At 65.0% G+C, this 14,774-nt stretch carries 11 protein-coding genes; 7 read left to right on the forward strand and 4 right to left on the reverse strand.

Annotated elements, in window-relative coordinates:
* Positions 1-84: 84 nt before the first annotated feature.
* The 4 genes from PCA31118_RS03120 to PCA31118_RS03135 are packed head-to-tail and all read right to left on the reverse strand — an operon-like array spanning position 85 to position 5,067.
* Positions 85-1,077 (reverse strand): Csu type fimbrial protein, encoded by a 993-nt coding sequence (locus tag PCA31118_RS03120; protein ID WP_150622847.1) that lies wholly within the window; start codon positions 1,075-1,077, stop codon positions 85-87.
* Complete coding sequence (locus PCA31118_RS03125; protein ID WP_174990309.1) at positions 1,074-3,767, reverse strand: fimbria/pilus outer membrane usher protein; 2,694 nt, start codon at positions 3,765-3,767, stop codon at positions 1,074-1,076. Before PCA31118_RS03125 ends, PCA31118_RS03120 begins: the two co-directional genes overlap by 4 nt.
* Positions 3,754-4,524: a fimbrial biogenesis chaperone gene (locus PCA31118_RS03130; RefSeq protein WP_150622852.1), complete on the reverse strand. Its 771-nt coding sequence runs from the start codon at positions 4,522-4,524 to the stop codon at positions 3,754-3,756. Before PCA31118_RS03130 ends, PCA31118_RS03125 begins: the two co-directional genes overlap by 14 nt.
* Positions 4,525-4,539: 15 nt before the next feature.
* Positions 4,540-5,067, reverse strand: a complete 528-nt coding sequence (locus PCA31118_RS03135; protein ID WP_150622854.1) for a Csu type fimbrial protein — start codon at positions 5,065-5,067, stop codon at positions 4,540-4,542.
* A 724-nt stretch (positions 5,068-5,791) separates the two neighbouring features.
* Here PCA31118_RS03135 and PCA31118_RS03140 point away from each other — a divergent pair.
* From PCA31118_RS03140 to PCA31118_RS03170, 7 genes are all read left to right on the forward strand, one after another.
* A complete protein-coding gene (locus PCA31118_RS03140) occupies positions 5,792-6,361 on the forward strand; it encodes an HdeD family acid-resistance protein (RefSeq protein ID WP_150622856.1) in 570 nt (189 codons plus the stop codon).
* 149 nt (positions 6,362-6,510) lie between these two features.
* Positions 6,511-6,996 (forward strand): DNA starvation/stationary phase protection protein Dps, encoded by a 486-nt coding sequence (gene dps, locus PCA31118_RS03145; RefSeq protein ID WP_150622858.1) that lies wholly within the window; start codon positions 6,511-6,513, stop codon positions 6,994-6,996.
* 160 nt (positions 6,997-7,156) lie between these two features.
* The gene (locus PCA31118_RS03150) at positions 7,157-9,862 is read left to right on the forward strand and encodes a bifunctional acetate--CoA ligase family protein/GNAT family N-acetyltransferase (RefSeq protein ID WP_150622860.1); all 2,706 of its coding nucleotides are present in this window, start codon (positions 7,157-7,159) and stop codon (positions 9,860-9,862) included.
* A gap of 112 nt (positions 9,863-9,974) precedes the next feature.
* Positions 9,975-10,952, forward strand: coding sequence for a magnesium/cobalt transporter CorA (corA, locus tag PCA31118_RS03155; protein WP_150622862.1), 978 nt, complete (start codon positions 9,975-9,977; stop codon positions 10,950-10,952).
* 242 nt (positions 10,953-11,194) lie between these two features.
* Positions 11,195-12,511 (forward strand): CaiB/BaiF CoA transferase family protein, encoded by a 1,317-nt coding sequence (locus tag PCA31118_RS03160; RefSeq protein WP_174990310.1) that lies wholly within the window; start codon positions 11,195-11,197, stop codon positions 12,509-12,511.
* A 254-nt stretch (positions 12,512-12,765) separates the two neighbouring features.
* Positions 12,766-13,617 carry a sulfite exporter TauE/SafE family protein gene (locus PCA31118_RS03165; RefSeq protein ID WP_150622866.1) on the forward strand — a complete coding sequence of 284 codons (852 nt, stop codon included), beginning with the start codon at positions 12,766-12,768 and terminating at the stop codon, positions 13,615-13,617.
* 549 nt (positions 13,618-14,166) lie between these two features.
* Complete coding sequence (locus PCA31118_RS03170; protein WP_150622868.1) at positions 14,167-14,670, forward strand: hypothetical protein; 504 nt, start codon at positions 14,167-14,169, stop codon at positions 14,668-14,670.
* The last annotated feature ends 104 nt before the right edge of the window (positions 14,671-14,774 follow it).

A 14,774-nucleotide genomic window follows, 5' to 3' on the forward strand; every position in this document is an offset into this window, starting at 1 on the left:
GCCGCTGCCGCGTGCTGGATGTCGTCGGCGAGCAGGTCGCCCGCGATCCGTCGCCCGCATTGGCCCCGTCGGCCCTGCTGGTCCTCAGAACTCGATCGTGGCCGTCACCGTGTCGGTGTAGACCCCGGGAGGCGGCGTCGATTGTGCCGGTACTCGCGCATAGATCGGCACCGCCTGAACCAGACCGGTGCCCACACCGGTGAGTTGCGATGTGCCGGATGTGCCGTCCCCCCAAACGGTGGCGTAGCCGCTGTCCAGATATAGCTGATAGCTCACGCTCGATGTCGGCCCCGTCATGGCGCGCGACGCGACAGTGCCTTGCAATCCCCCCGACAGACCGACGCGAAACGCGTCGTTATTCGTGCACTGCACCGTCAGTTGTCCGGTGGCGGGTACGGGACTGGCCAGCGTCGATTGGGTGGCGAACGTGATGTTGGTCGCGGCAATCGTGCAGTTGTTGATGACCGTCACGCTGACGGTGAAGGGCGCACCCGGCACGGCCGTCATGGCGCTGCCGCATGCGGGCGCCGGAGCGAGCGCGGCATAGGACGCATATTGCAGCGACGTCTCGGCCGACACAAATGTGCGGGAGTAGAGGGTGTTGCCGCTGCCTGACGTGGGCACGGTCGTTTGCCCGGCCGGGATGCTGCCATAGAAGTTAACGTTCTGGGTAACGGTTCCGCCCAGAAGGGGGCGAACCATCGTGAGCGAGATCACATTGCTCGCGCTGCTGCCCCAGGCGTTGGAGAACGAGGCGTCGGTGAATAGTCCGAAGTTGATGATCGTCCCGGCGTTACCCGGGCTGGTGAGTCCGAGTGGTTGCGTGGCGCCGAGCGCGAGACATAGCTTGACGTTGGGATTACCGCCGAGCGCGGGCCAGGTGCACGACACGGGAAACGTGCCGGTTGCCGTCACCGCAAAGCCGGAGATGGGGCTGAAGGCGGCGAAGGCGAGGCTGGGCGTGCCGATCGAGCAGGTCTGCGCGTACGCGCCGGGTTTCAGGGCGAGGTTTCCGATGACGAGCACGGCGAAAGTAAGGGTGAGTGATGCGATATGCCTGCCATGAGCGCGCGTCATGAGCGATTCTCCTGTGCGGATGGCACGGGCCCGGGTGTCGCGTTCGATTCCGTCGTCGCCGCGCCAGCCCAAGGCGGCGCCTTGTCCGTCGCCAGCGCGCCGAAGGCCACGCACGTCAGGGGGCCCACGCGCGCGATACGGCCGTGCCGAGGTGACGTCCAGTCGAACGACACGCGACAGCGTTGCCCCGCGTCGCGCGACTCCAGCGTGTTGCGTGCCACGAGCGCGTCGATGAACACGTCCCCGTCGTAACCCACGACCGTCACTACGCCGCTTTGCAGGTGGCGCACCGCCGTGCCCGGGCGCAGCGGCTGTCCCGCAGCGTCGAGGAGCGTGACGAGCGCGGCCCGGTAGCGTCGCACGGGAAAGTGCACGAGCACGCCGCTGCGTGCCTGTGGCGCCACACGTCGCTCGGTCGTCACGACTTCCAGATCGGCAGGCAGATGCATGGGATCGATGCCGATGCGCGACGCTTCGAAGCCGTTCAGGTCCGGCACGAGGAAATAACCGCGCGAATCGGTATGCCCGACAGGGATCGATTCGCGCAGCACCGGTACGTGGGCTTGCGCGTCGGTGCTCACCAGTGCGAAGGCGTCGTACGTGCGTCGCGTGGCATGCACGCTGTTGTCCATGACGACGAGCGCGCCCGTCATGCCGAAGGCCGCACTTGAGCGTCGCCCCACCTGTTGCGCGAGCGCGGACACCTCCCCGTGGCGCCCGAGGTACCGGACTTCGCCTTGCATCGTTCGCTGCGAGAATGCCCGCCCGCCCAGCACCTGCCACCCCCAGCCGCCGCGGTAGTCGGGGGGGTGGCTGGCGCCTGCCCATGCCTGCGTTTGTCCGTCCTGCTGGCTGAACGACGCGGTGCCTAGCGCGGCATTCCCGTCGCCTGCGCCTTGCACGCCACCCCCAAGCAGCACGCTGAGCATCGCGAAAATGCCGTGCGCGCTGCGGCGTGCAAAGTCGCGAAAGCCGCCGACCGACAGCATGCCTCGCGTGCCCGCGGGCAGCGTCAGACTTGCAGAAAGCACACGGGTGGGACGTTGGCGCGGGGTGCGCTGCGCGAACCATGCCAACGACGCCGTGCTGCCGCGCGCAATGGGCACGGACACACTCACGCGATCGCTGGCACGCGGCACGGGCAGGCCGTCGAGGGTGGCGATGTCGCGGTAGCGTCCCGCCGTGCGGATCATTTGCGCGTCGACGCTCAGGCGTCGCGACAGATATTGATAGCCCGTACTCCATTGGCTGCCCGCCCCGTGCCCAGCCGAGACGGCGACAGACGCGCTCAGAACACCGGCCTGACCCAGCGCCACGAGCATGCCGGCGCCGCTCATCGCGAGGCGTCGCCCTGCCTGGGCCTGCGCTTCGACCGTCACGGTGTCCGTCGCACCGTAACGTGCGGCGACTGAGGCGACCGGCGCGTGGCGATATGACCACGACCGTACGCCGTAATCGTCTCGCGGCAAACCGGCTTCTACGGAAAAGCTCGACAGACCGGGGGCAAGCAGACGAGGGTCGATGTAGAGCGGAATGGTCGTGATCTGCTCGCGCCCGAGCGCGTCTCGCGTGACCACGCTTGCTTGCAGGTCTCCCGTGAGTCCCGGCGTCTCCTGAATGACGAATGGGCCGGGCGGGACGCGTTCGCTCATGCGCCGCACGCCGTCCAGGTATAGGTCGACGGAGGAGGGGACGACGGCGCTGCCATGCAAGGCAGGAATCGGAAACGTGACGAGATCGGGGCGAAGCGCGAAGTTGCGCCGCCATTGCAGGCCTGCGATGCGTAGCGAACGGGTCCAGGACAGCGAGCCGGTAATGAGGTCGCCCGCAATCCATGTGCTCAGGCGCGTGGGGTCGTCGTGCTGCCACCACGTGTCGTATCGTCGATAGCCACGCCGCCAGCGGGAGTATTCCGCGAGGCCGGTTTGCTGCACGGTGCCGTCGGACCAGAACCCGCGCACTTCACTCCAGAGCGAGGTCCGCGTGAACCGGTCGCGCTGCACGTAGCCGTCGTAGTTGACGATCAGCCCCGGGTCTGCCGACGCGTGGATGACGGGCGGTGGCGGGCTGCCCAATCGATAGGGCGTGAGCCAGGTGTCGCTCACTGTGAGCGCGAGCGTTTGTTGCGAGGCGTCGTAGGCGGTGCGAATGCCGTCGAGCGAGTCGAGGGCAACCTCGGCAGCGCGTGCGTCGGGAAGCCCGCGAGCGGCCAGACCCAGCGCGCGCAAGTCGCCCGCCTTGGCGTACCAGCGCCCCTGCCGTCGGGTGAAGGGGGCCAGGCGCCCGGTCGATTCGCCGTTGATGAGCACTTCGAGCATGTAGGGGCCGTCGAGCCGGGAAATGCCGCCGTTGCGCACGGGGGCCGAAGGGCTTGCCGCCGTCAGCGTCGCGTCGTCGAACAACGTCGTGCCGCGCGGCGTTACCAGTGATGCCGGTGATGCCGGGCGTGGCGATGTGTCGGCGACCTTCGCCGCAGACGCCATGTCGGGGGCAGGCTCCCGGGCCGGTTTGCCACAGGCCGGCGCGCACGCGAACGTCGCCCATGCAAACGTCGTCCAGACGGCAAGCGCGACAGTCATCGACGTCGTTGCCGCGACGCCTGTCGTGGCGCACTGGGCGTGCACCGGGTAATGGCGTGCCTGACGATCCGCTCGCTTGCGGCGCACGCGCACACGGTTAGCGTTCGCCATCCGGCGAGACATCGGCGTCAAAGCGCATCGGGACGGCGTCGACGCGCGACTCCACCGTGAACGGGGCGACGGGCGGTGCACCGGCGGGCCAGCGCACCGCGAAGCGGCGCGTTTGGCCCGCAAGCACGTAACCGAGCAGGCCGCGCGCGAGTTCGACACTTCGCCCCGAAGCGTCGAGCACGCGCGTGGCGCCCAGTTGCGCGTGCCGTTCCCCGTCGTTGCGGACCTCCAGTTCACCGCGCGCCATGCGCATGTCGAAGCGCAGCGATGGCGAACGCGAACGGTTCGTCTGGACGAACACAGGCAGCGAGTAACGCAGGCGAATGGATACGCCGTCCGAGGCGGGCGCGTCGACCGAGGGCAGTTCGTCGACCAGTAGCCGATAGCTCTGCTCGTTGCCATCGGGCTTGCGCGCCACGTGTACGAGCCGCACGATCTGCCGCTCGCCGGGTTCGATGCGCACGATCGGCGGGCTGGCGATCAGGGCTTGCGTGGGCGTGAGCACGTTGTCGCCGTTGCGCTGCGTCCAGGCGTACAACCGCAACTGACCGTGGATCGGCAGGTCGCCCGAATTGCCCAGCGTCAACGTGGTGGCCGGTTGCGTCGGCAGAATATTGACGATGACCGGCGAGACCTGTAGCGTGGCGCCGTTGCTGTCGGTCACGCACAGCATCAGCATGGCGACGAACGCACCCCCGCAGGCGTAGGCCGTGGGCCGCCGGACAACGCATCGTCTCTTGGGACTCGTGACCGTCATGGTGACCCCGGCATGTCAAAAGTAGACGGTGGCCGTGACCGTCGACGAGTAGACGTCGGGCGCGGGCATGGTGGCCGACAGCGTGGCTTGCCCGTAGACCGTGTACGTCTTGACTACGCCGGTGCCGGAGTCGCCCAGCGTGTTCGAGCCTTGCGTGTTGCCCCAGGGAGTGGCGTAGCTGGCGTCCTGAAACAGCCCGAACGGAATGGTGGTGGTATTCCCGGTGAGGGTCCCCGCGAGCAACCGGTTCGTCTCCGTCGAGTTCGGCACCGTGCCGGCGTTCAGGCCGATGTTGTATCCCGTCGACGCTGTACAGACGACCGTAAGCGACGAGGTGCTCGCCACCGGTCCCGTCGCCGAGCCTTGCACCGCGTTGAACGTCATCGGCGTGGCGGCGATCGTGCAGCCGGGAAGAATCGTCAACTGCACGCGCATTTGTGCGGTTGCCGAACCATTGGAGTAGACGGCTGCATGCGATAGGGCGTGATGCCCCAGCACGGCGACCACTGCGGCGAAGGCCAGGCAGCGTTGCGGTCCATTCATGATGTTTCTCCTTAGGAGTCCTATGTGAAAATTCGAAGTTGTATTGCGGGGACTACGATATCGACGTTGATCATCGCGTTGGCGTTACGCCTGTTTACGCGTCGTATTTCGGGCGCCTTTGGGACACTTTTCAGACATGATTTGGACGCTTTTGGGGCGCTTTTTACGTAGTTTATGAAGGCATTTGCCCGAAATATGCGCGCTCAGAAAGCTTTCGGAATCGTCCCAATCGATGGTGCGACTGCCGCTCCACGCGTGCCGTCCGTATACGCGCAACGCGCATGGTTCAACATCACGCAGTGCGCACGCAAACGCGGCGCGAAGGCAACGATGGTGCGGTGACGTCGAGGGATGCGACGGTATGTCGCAATAGCGGCGGGGGAATGGCGTGCGATGGCGTGCGATGGCGGGCAATCGTGGGGAGCGGCGGGACAATGTCGGGCGGCGTGTCCGAGACGGCCGTGCAGGGTCCGGTGGCGGGAGTAGGGGCGCGCGGGGGGAAGCGGAGGGAGCCGGCGGCAGGCGGAACGAAGCGGAAAGAAATGACGCGCGTCAAAGCGGGTGCAGGTTGCACAAGCTTTCGCACATATTTCACTTGATCTGACGTCGAAGGCCTCTCTAGAATGACCTCTTACGCGCATCGGGCGCCTGCTCACATCAAACGTGTGGTAGGCCGTCAGTCGCCCGTAGTCGCTGCCTGCGGTTATTTCACGAGAGGGATGCCATGCTCAGACTTCTGTCGAAATACTGGTGGTTGCTTGTGCTGCGCGGTGTGTTGGCCGTGATCTTCGGCATCGCGGCCTTTGCGTTGCCCGGCGTCACGATTGCGGTGCTGGTGCTGTGTTTCGGCGCGTTTTCGTTCGTCGACGGCGTCTTTTCGCTCGGTGGCGCATGGAGCGCGCGTCAGGAGCATGCCGACTGGTGGCTGCCGTTATTGCAGGGCATCGCAGGCATTGTCATCGGAGTCCTGACTTATCTCAACCCGGCGTTGACCGCCGTTGCGTTGCTTATCTATATCGTGGCCTGGAGTTTCGTCACCGGCGTGTTGCAGGTGGCCGCCGGCATCGCGTTGCGGCGCGAGGTCAAGGGCGAGCTGTGGGTCATTCTCTCCGGTGTTTTCAGCATTCTGTTCGCCATCTTCATCATGTGGCAGCCGGGCGCGGGCGCGCTTGCGCTGATCTGGGCCATCGGATCCTGGGCCATCGTATGGGGCGTGTTGCTGGTGGTGGCGGGCTTCAGGCTGCGAGGCGCGACACACGGGCTGTCGCAGGCGCCGTCGGGGCATGCCGGATAGTGTCATCTGTTGTTGTTTTCGTGAAACGCATTCGATTCCCTTCGTCCGCCCGGACCCCTCTCATGGCGCAATGAGCGTGTCATGCCGGCGCCCGGTGCCGACGGCTTCCCCCCGGCGACCTGCCGGTCGCCAGACGTCAGGAGTGTCAAATGGCTTTGAATCATACGCGTAACACCCTCGGTGAAAAGATCCGTATCGAATCAGTCAATCAACTCAACCGCGGGCTGATCAACGGCATCGATGTGCAGCGTCAGGCGAAGCAGGCGCACTGGAACGTGCATGGCCCGGGCTTTATCGAGCTGCATTTGCTGTTCGACGAGGTCTACAACGCGGCAATCGAGTGGGCCGATCTGTGCGCCGAGCGTCTCGTGGCACTGGGCGGCGTGGCGGACGGGCGTGTGCAGACCGTCGCCCAGAAGACGGAGTTGCCGACGTACAAGAACGAATTCAAGCGCGGGCTCGATCACGCAGCCGCGCTTGCCGAAGCGCTCGCCGCATACGGCGAGATCGTTCGCGGGCTGATCGATGCGTCTGCGCAGATCGGCGACGCCACCACGTCCGACGTCTTCACCGAAATCTCGCGCGGTGTCGACGATCACCTGTGGAAAGTCGAGGCGCACTTGCGCGGCGAGTAATCCGGTTGTCGGGCTTCCCGTGCGGGAGCCCATGCTGCATTGACGAGCGCGCGCCCCGGCACGATGCGGGGCGCGCGCTTGCATGCGCTTGCGTGCGCTTGCACGTCTTCCCCCTGTGTGTCCTGCGCTGCCTGTCCTCCCCACATCCCCCGGAGTCACCATGACCACCCGTAATCTGAGCCAGATGTTCCAGCCGAAATCGGTCGCCGTGATCGGTGCGTCCAATCGCGAGCGGCGCGTGGGGACGACCGTGCTCCAGAATGTGATCGACGGGGGCTTCAAAGGGGACATCTATCCCATCAACCCTAAGTACTCGACGCTCGCTGGCCTGACGTGTTACCGCGACGTCAGCGATCTGCCGCAGGCCCCCGACCTCGCCGTGATCTGTACGCCGCCCGCGACCGTGCCCGGGCTCGTCCGGGAGTTGGGCGAGCGCGGCACGCGCGCGGTGGTGGTGCTGACCTCCGGCCTGGCCCGTGAAAAGGACCGGCATGGCGTGACATTGCAGGAACGCATGCTGCGGAACGCGAAGCCGCACGTGCTCCGTATTCTCGGGCCGAACTGTATCGGGCTGCTAAGTCCCGGCATTGGGTTGAATGCCAGTTTTGCGCACATGGGCGCACGGGCGGGCAAGCTCGCTTTCGTTTCGCAGTCGGGGGCGCTGACCACGGCCGTGCTCGACTGGGCCGATGCGCGTGAGATCGGCTTTTCCCATTTCGTTTCGATGGGCGACAGTGCCGACGTGGACTTCGGCGACATGCTCGATTACCTCGCGAGCGACCCCGGCACCGATGCGATTCTGATGTACATGGAATCGATTCGCGACGCGCGCAAGTTCATGTCCGCAGCGCGCGCAGCAGCGCGCAACAAGCCGGTGGTCGTCATCAAGTCGGGCCGTGTGCCCGAAGGCGCACAGGCGGCGGCGTCGCATACGGGTGCGCTCGCCGGATCGGACGATGTGTACGACGCCGCGATCCGGCGCGCCGGCATGCTGCGCGTGGACACCACCGACGAACTGTTCGCGGCGGTCGAGACACTGGCGCGTCTGCGACCGTTCGTCGGCGACAAGCTCTCGATCATGACCAACGGTGGCGGCGCCGGCGTGATGGCGACCGACGCGCTCGTGCTCGACGGCGGCAAGCTCGCGCACCTGGGCGACAAGACACGCGACGCACTTGACGCCGTGTTGCCGAAGACGCTCGGCCGTGTGAATCCGGTCGATATCGGTGGCGACGCCGATCTCGAACGCTATACGGCTACGCTGGCCGCGCTTTGCGAAGACCAGGAGACGGCTGCGGTGCTGTTCATTCAGGCACCCACGGCCGTCATGCCCAGTCTGGATGTCGCGAACGCGCTGGCCGCGCTCCCCAGACCTTCCAAGAACGTCTTCACTTGCTGGCTCGGCGGGGACACCGCAGAGCGCGCGCGACGCATCTGCCGCGAAGCGGGGCTGCCCACTTACGACACGCCGGAAAATGCCGCGCGGGCGTTTCTCGAAGCCGTCAATTACCGGCGTAACCAGGCGCTGCTGATGGAAACGCCTCCGTCGATTCCGCCGGGTTTTGCGCCCGACGTGGCGCGCGTGCGTGCCATCGTCGACAGCGCCATGCGAGAGGGGCGCGCGTTGCTCACGGAGCCGGAAGCCAAGGGGGTGTTGTCGGCGTACGGCATTCCTGTGGTCGAGACGCTCGTGGCCGAGACGCCGGAGTTGGCCGGAGAACTCGCCAAAGGCATCGGCTTTCCTGTGGCGGTCAAACTGATTTCCCCCGACATTACGCACAAGTCGGATGTCGGGGGTGTCGTGCTCAACATCGAGACGCCGGAGCAGGCGGTCGAGTCGGCACGGCAGATTCGCAAGCGGGCGCTGGCGGCGAAACCCGAAGCCCGTGTGACCGGCTACTCGGTGCAGCGCATGGCGAATGGGGCCGAGGCGTTCGAGCTCATCGTCGGCGTGGCGACCGACAATGTGTTCGGACCGGTCCTGCTGTTCGGACAGGGCGGCACTGCCGTCGAGGTCATTGCGGACCGTACGATCGGGCTGCCGCCGCTGAACCTGAATCTCGCGCGCGACATGGTCGCCCGGGCGCGCGTGTCGAAATTGCTGGCCGGCTACCGCAACCGGCCGGCCGCCGATCACGAAGCCATTTATCTGACGTTGGTCAAGCTCTCGCAACTGGTCTGCGACGTGCCGGAAATCGCAGAGCTCGACATCAACCCGCTGTTTGCCGACGCCCATGGCGTTCTCGCGCTCGACGCCCGCATCGTGGCGCGCCCGCCCGCCGTGCCGGGGCATGGGCGCCTGTCCATCGCCCCTTATCCGCAGGAACTGGAAAGCACGGTGGATGCAGGCGGCAAGCCGGTACGGGTGCGCCCGATCCGCCCGGAGGACGAGCCTGCCTACAACGCGTTCTTCCACACGCTTACGCCGGAGGACGTGCAGTTTCGCTACTTCGGACTGATCAAGGAGTTGTCGCATTCGCAGATGGCGCGCGTCACACAGATCGATTACGACCGGGCCATGACGTTTGTGGCCACGGAAAAGGACGAAGCGGGCAACACGCGATTGCTGGGCGTCGTGCAGGCGCTCGCCGATCCTGACAATACCGTGGCGGAGTTCGCGGTCACGGTGAGTCCGGCGGCGCAGGGGCGCGGGCTGGGCCGCGCGCTCATGGAACACATCGTGGACTACAGCCGCAAGCGGGGCACTGGGGAACTCATCGGCTATGTGCTCTCGGCAAATACGCGTATGCTGACACTCGCCCGTCATCTCGGATTTGTCGAAGACAAGGAAATGGAGGCGGGCATTCTTCATATCCGGCTGCCGCTGCAACCGACGGCGCAGGTGCGGGAGACACACAACGCGTAACGGTCGCGTAACCGTCGCGAAACGGTCGCGACATTCGTCGCCATGTCCGCGTGTCTGCCGGTGCCTGCGTTGCGTGCAAGCGGCATGGCAGCCGCCTCGAACAGGAAGACGAATGCTAGTGAATTGCGTGGCCTATGAGGATGGCCGCAAGATTGCCGATCTCCACCCCGATGAAATCTCGGATTATCTTGAGCGTCCGCACTGTTTCGTCTGGGTGGCGCTCAAGGATCCCGGACCGGGCGAACTGGCGCAGATGCAACACGAGTTCGGCCTGCACGACCTGGCCGTCGAAGACGCGCAGCATGGTCACCAGCGTCCGAAAATCGAACAGTACGGCGACTCGCTCTTCGCCGTGCTTCACGTGCTTAACAAAGACGAGGTCGGGGACTTTTCCATCGGCGAAGTGGCGATTTTCGCCGGGCACAACTATGTGCTCTCGGTGCGCTCGAACGCCACGCAGGGCCTCGGGGCGGTGCGCGCCCGCGCAGAGAAGGAGCCGCACCTGCTACGCCAGGGTTCGATCTTCGTGCTCTACGCATTGATGGACGCGATCGTCGACAGCTACTTCCCGGTATTCGACGATCTCGAAGCACAACTCGAAGCCATCGAAGAGCAGATATTCACGCCGAATGCGCCCAACAAGGGCAGGGCGATCATCGAGGATCTGTACCAGCTCAAGCGTCGGCTCATCACGCTCCAACATGCCTGCGTGCCGCTCATGGAGGCAGTCAGCAAGCTCTTCGGGGCCATGGCGCCGAAGCTGTGCGGTGGCATGCAGGAGTACTTCCGCGACGTGTTCGACCACCTGCAGCGCATTACGAAAAACATCGATTTGCTGCGCGAAATGGTGACCACGGCGCTGTCGGTCAATCTCGGCATGATTTCGCTGTCCGAAAACGAAACGACCAAGCGCCTCGGATCGTTCGCCGCGCTGTTCGCTGTGCCGACGATGATCGCGGGGATCTACGGCATGAACTTTGCCGACATTCCCGAATTGAAGTTTCCGTATGGCTATCCGGTGTGTCTGGCCGCGATGGTCGTCATCGATACGCTGCTGTTCCTGAAATTTCGGAAGGCCGGTTGGTTGTAATGCGGGATGGACTGTGCGAGCCGGGCGCGGTCGACCGGCCAACGCGCTGACGCTCATGTCAGGCGCATGACGCGAACGCCCGTATGGACGGCGCTGTTGCCCGGCGGCAACGTGCGCCGGACCCGCGATTTTTTCGCAGTGACCGGCGCCGAATAACTGTTCTAGAATGCGTCAACGCCGCGTCAGACGGTTGCCAAGGGTTGAAAACAACAATAAACCGTCAGGCAAATAGGGGTCAGATATTGAACGCACCACTTACGGGGATTCGCGTCATCGAGTTCTGTCGCGGCGCGGCAGGCGCCTATTGCGGCATGCTGCTGGCCGACATGGGCGCGGACGTCATCATGGTCGACGATCCTGTCGACGACATCGCCAACGATAGTCGAAGCCCGCTCGGCGAGTCGGCGCAATTGGGCTTGCGGCGCAACAAGCGCTCCGTTGCCCTCGATTTACTCACGCTGGAAGGCCGCAGTCTTGCGCATACGCTCGTGCGCGGCGCGGACGTCGTTATCGAATGCATGCCGCCGGGCACTCTGGCGCGCGCCGGGCTCGGTTACGACACGCTGGCGAGCGTGCAGCCGCATCTGGTCTATGTGTCGATTTCCGCATTCGGTCAGGATGGCCCGCGCTCTGCCGCGCAGGCGGCAGGCGTGCCCGCGCTCGAAGCGCTAAGAGGTATGCTCGGTGCCGTATCGCAGGGCGCCGAACCGCCGCGCGATCTGCCGGTGGCGGATCTGGCTGCCGGACTTTATGCCGCGTTCTCCGTGTCGGCGGCGCTCGTGTCGGCCAAACAGCACGGCAGCGGTGTGCATATCGACGTGCCGATGCTTGGAGCGACACTCGCGATCGCGGCGTTGCGTGCCGGTGACGCAGGCGCCGAAGCCGCGCAGCGCGCGGGGCTGGTGCAGCCTTCGGCGCTCATGCCTCAGAGCGACCGGGATGCACCGGCAACGACGTGGCAGCGTCAACGGCTCGCGCAGGCGGTGGAACCGACGAAAGCGTCGCCGCTGGCCACGCCGCTGGACGGCGAAGGGGAGACCTCTGGGCAGCGTTTCGGTGGGCCGTCGGCTCCGTGGCCCACGTTCCGCGCCCGGGATGGATACTTCGGCATGGACCTCGACGCATCGGACCACTGGCAGGCGATTTGCGCGCTGGTGCATCGTGTGGATCTGCTCGACGATCCGCGGTTTGGCAATGCACGCGAGCGCGCCCGTCATCAGGCGGCGCTGCGCGATGTGCTCGAAGCGGTGTTCGTCGCGGAAGATCGCGGGGTCTGGCTGGCCCGACTCGTCGCCGTGGGCGTGCCGTGTACCGAAATCAGTACGTATTCGCGAGTGCTGGCCGACCCGCAGGTGGCGCATATGGGATGGGTGCGTCCGATGGTGCTGCCCAGCGGCGAGACGAGCCACACCATCGTCTCGCCCGTCCGACTCAATGGACAGAGCCCGGTCACGCGTCTCGATCCGCCTGCGCCCGGGGCGCACACGGGCGATATTCTCGCCGAGCTGGATGCCGGTGAAGCGGCGGCGGCCAGGCGGGCGGGGATATCGTCGACGTAGTCTTCTTTCGAGGATTCCCTCATTTCCCGACAGTTCAGATATGGCGGCGCCCGAGTGGCGCCGCTTTTCTTTTGGCGCCACGGCCTGATCAGGGTCGCCCATGACTCCCTGCCCCAAGGCCCACCACGGGGCATGGGCAAACTCGGCCAAGTCTTTGCGGGGCATTTGTCATTTCTATATAATCCACTGTCATAAGCATATGACAAATAGTGATTTGGCTTTTGCGTCAGGTCATTTTCTGCTGGATTTCGCCCATGTTTCCCGACCTATCGAGTCTTTCACCAACGGCCGCCTTGCTCGGCGCGGCCGTAGGCCTCGTTCTGGGATTGACCGGCGCCGGTGGCGGGATATTTGCCGTTCCGGCACTGGTCTTCGGACTGGGATGGGGGGTGCCGCAGGCGGGGCCGGTTGCGTTGCTCGCAGTCGGCGCAAGCGCTGCCGTAGGGAGCGCACAAGGGTTGCGCGCGGGCATCGTGCGGTACCGCGCGGCCATGCTGATGGCGGGGATCGGCGTTTGCGTCGCGCCGGTCGGTAGCTGGCTTGCGCATCGCTTGCCCGAGCGCTGGCTCGTCGGACTCTTCGCGCTCGCCATGCTGATCGTCGCCGCACGCATGTACCGCGCGTCCCGCGCCAATGCTGGCAAGCCACCCGGTGACGCGAGTGAAGGCGCGACGCGCTGTGCGTCGCCATTGCCGCCTTGCCGAATGGATCCTTCGACGGGGCGACTGCACTGGACGCGTCGCGTCGCGAGCACGCTCGGCCTGATTGGTGCGGTCTCAGGATTTGCCTCGGGATTGTTGGGTGTCGGCGGTGGTTTCGTCATCGTTCCGGCGCTGCGACGCTTTACCGATATCACGGTGCACGGCGTGGTTGCGACTTCGCTCTTCGTCATTGCGCTAATTTCTGCCGGTACTGTCGCCAACGCCTGGTGGCACGGCATGCATCCGGGCTTGCAGGGCTGGACGTTCGTGCTGGGCGCCGTCTTGGGCATGGTGCTCGGTCGCGCACTTGCACCGCGTCTGGCGGCCTCGCGGCTCCAGCAGATATTCTCGGCCCTCATGGCGGCGGTGGCGTTCGGCATGGTCGTGAAAGCCCTCGGCGCCTGAGGCCTCACTCGGCACCGATTGACGCGTTCATTTCTTCAAAGCGACCCACTCATTGACAACGATGGGTGAGGTGCATATCTCTCGAAAATCGCAACGTCTTTCGAGTGAAGTGGTGCGTCAACAGCGCGCCGACGGAATGAGAGCGACCATGCGCATCACGCCAGTACACCTCCGATGGTTCACGCGACCGTCGCTTTTCAAATGAATCTTTTCTTCGCTCATCTGTCCATCAGAACGCGGCATTCGCGTTGACGCTACGTCATTTGAGTTATTCCCGCATCGTGTGCCTGTGCGATGCGTGCGCTGCGCGAATCGCGAACAGTAATCCTCCTAATTTGGACTAGGATGTTTCCTATAAAGAGTTCCAAAACGGTAGGGTTTTGTAGATTTATCCTATATTTCCGCTGGTCGTAAAAACGACGCGTAACGTTCGATTGTCACGCGGCGAAACGATTGGTAATGGACCAGATGATCCCAACACACGTTGACTCTTTCCTTCCCAGTCTGTCTCGCTGCCCGGCCGCCAGGCCGACGACGGGGCGACGTGCCGTGACGACACTGAAAAGGCTGAGCGGCGCGCTGGTCGTCGCGCTGCTCGCCGGATGTAGCGAATACAAGGCGTCGACAGCGAGTGCAACCGGTCCCAGTTTCGAATTGGAGAGTGACGGTGCGTCGCTGGCGCGGGCGGAGCCTCCGGATGAACTGACGCGAGAGGTCGAAACGCGAATGCGGCCGGTGGCAGCGGCAGTGAAGATGAGCGCAACGCCGCAGGTCGGTATCGTCGTGAGCGGCACCTATCGATGGATGGCCGACTGGCCCGAAACCGACAGCGTGCATTTGTGGGAAGCCGCCGCCGGACCCACGCGCATTCGTGTTGTCGGGCGCACGCGCGACATGATGCCGTCGGCGGGGCTGCGCGGCGTTCGCATTCGATATTGTGTCAAGCCGGTCATCGGCGAGGGCACATCACGGTTGACAGGGCACAAGACGTGCTCGGCGTGGACCACCGTCGACGGCCCCAGAGCGGCCGAAGTCGTCGGTAGCGCTGGATAGCGCGGCAGCGGGGCGGGGGCCATGCCTGGCCCGTGCGCGCCGGACTGTCGGGTCCCGCATCGTCGCCCAGCAGCAATGCGGTCACGCCTGAGTGACCAACGCGT

It is taken from the genome of Pandoraea captiosa, from assembly GCF_902459775.1.
GTDB classification, from domain to species: domain Bacteria; phylum Pseudomonadota; class Gammaproteobacteria; order Burkholderiales; family Burkholderiaceae; genus Pandoraea; species Pandoraea captiosa.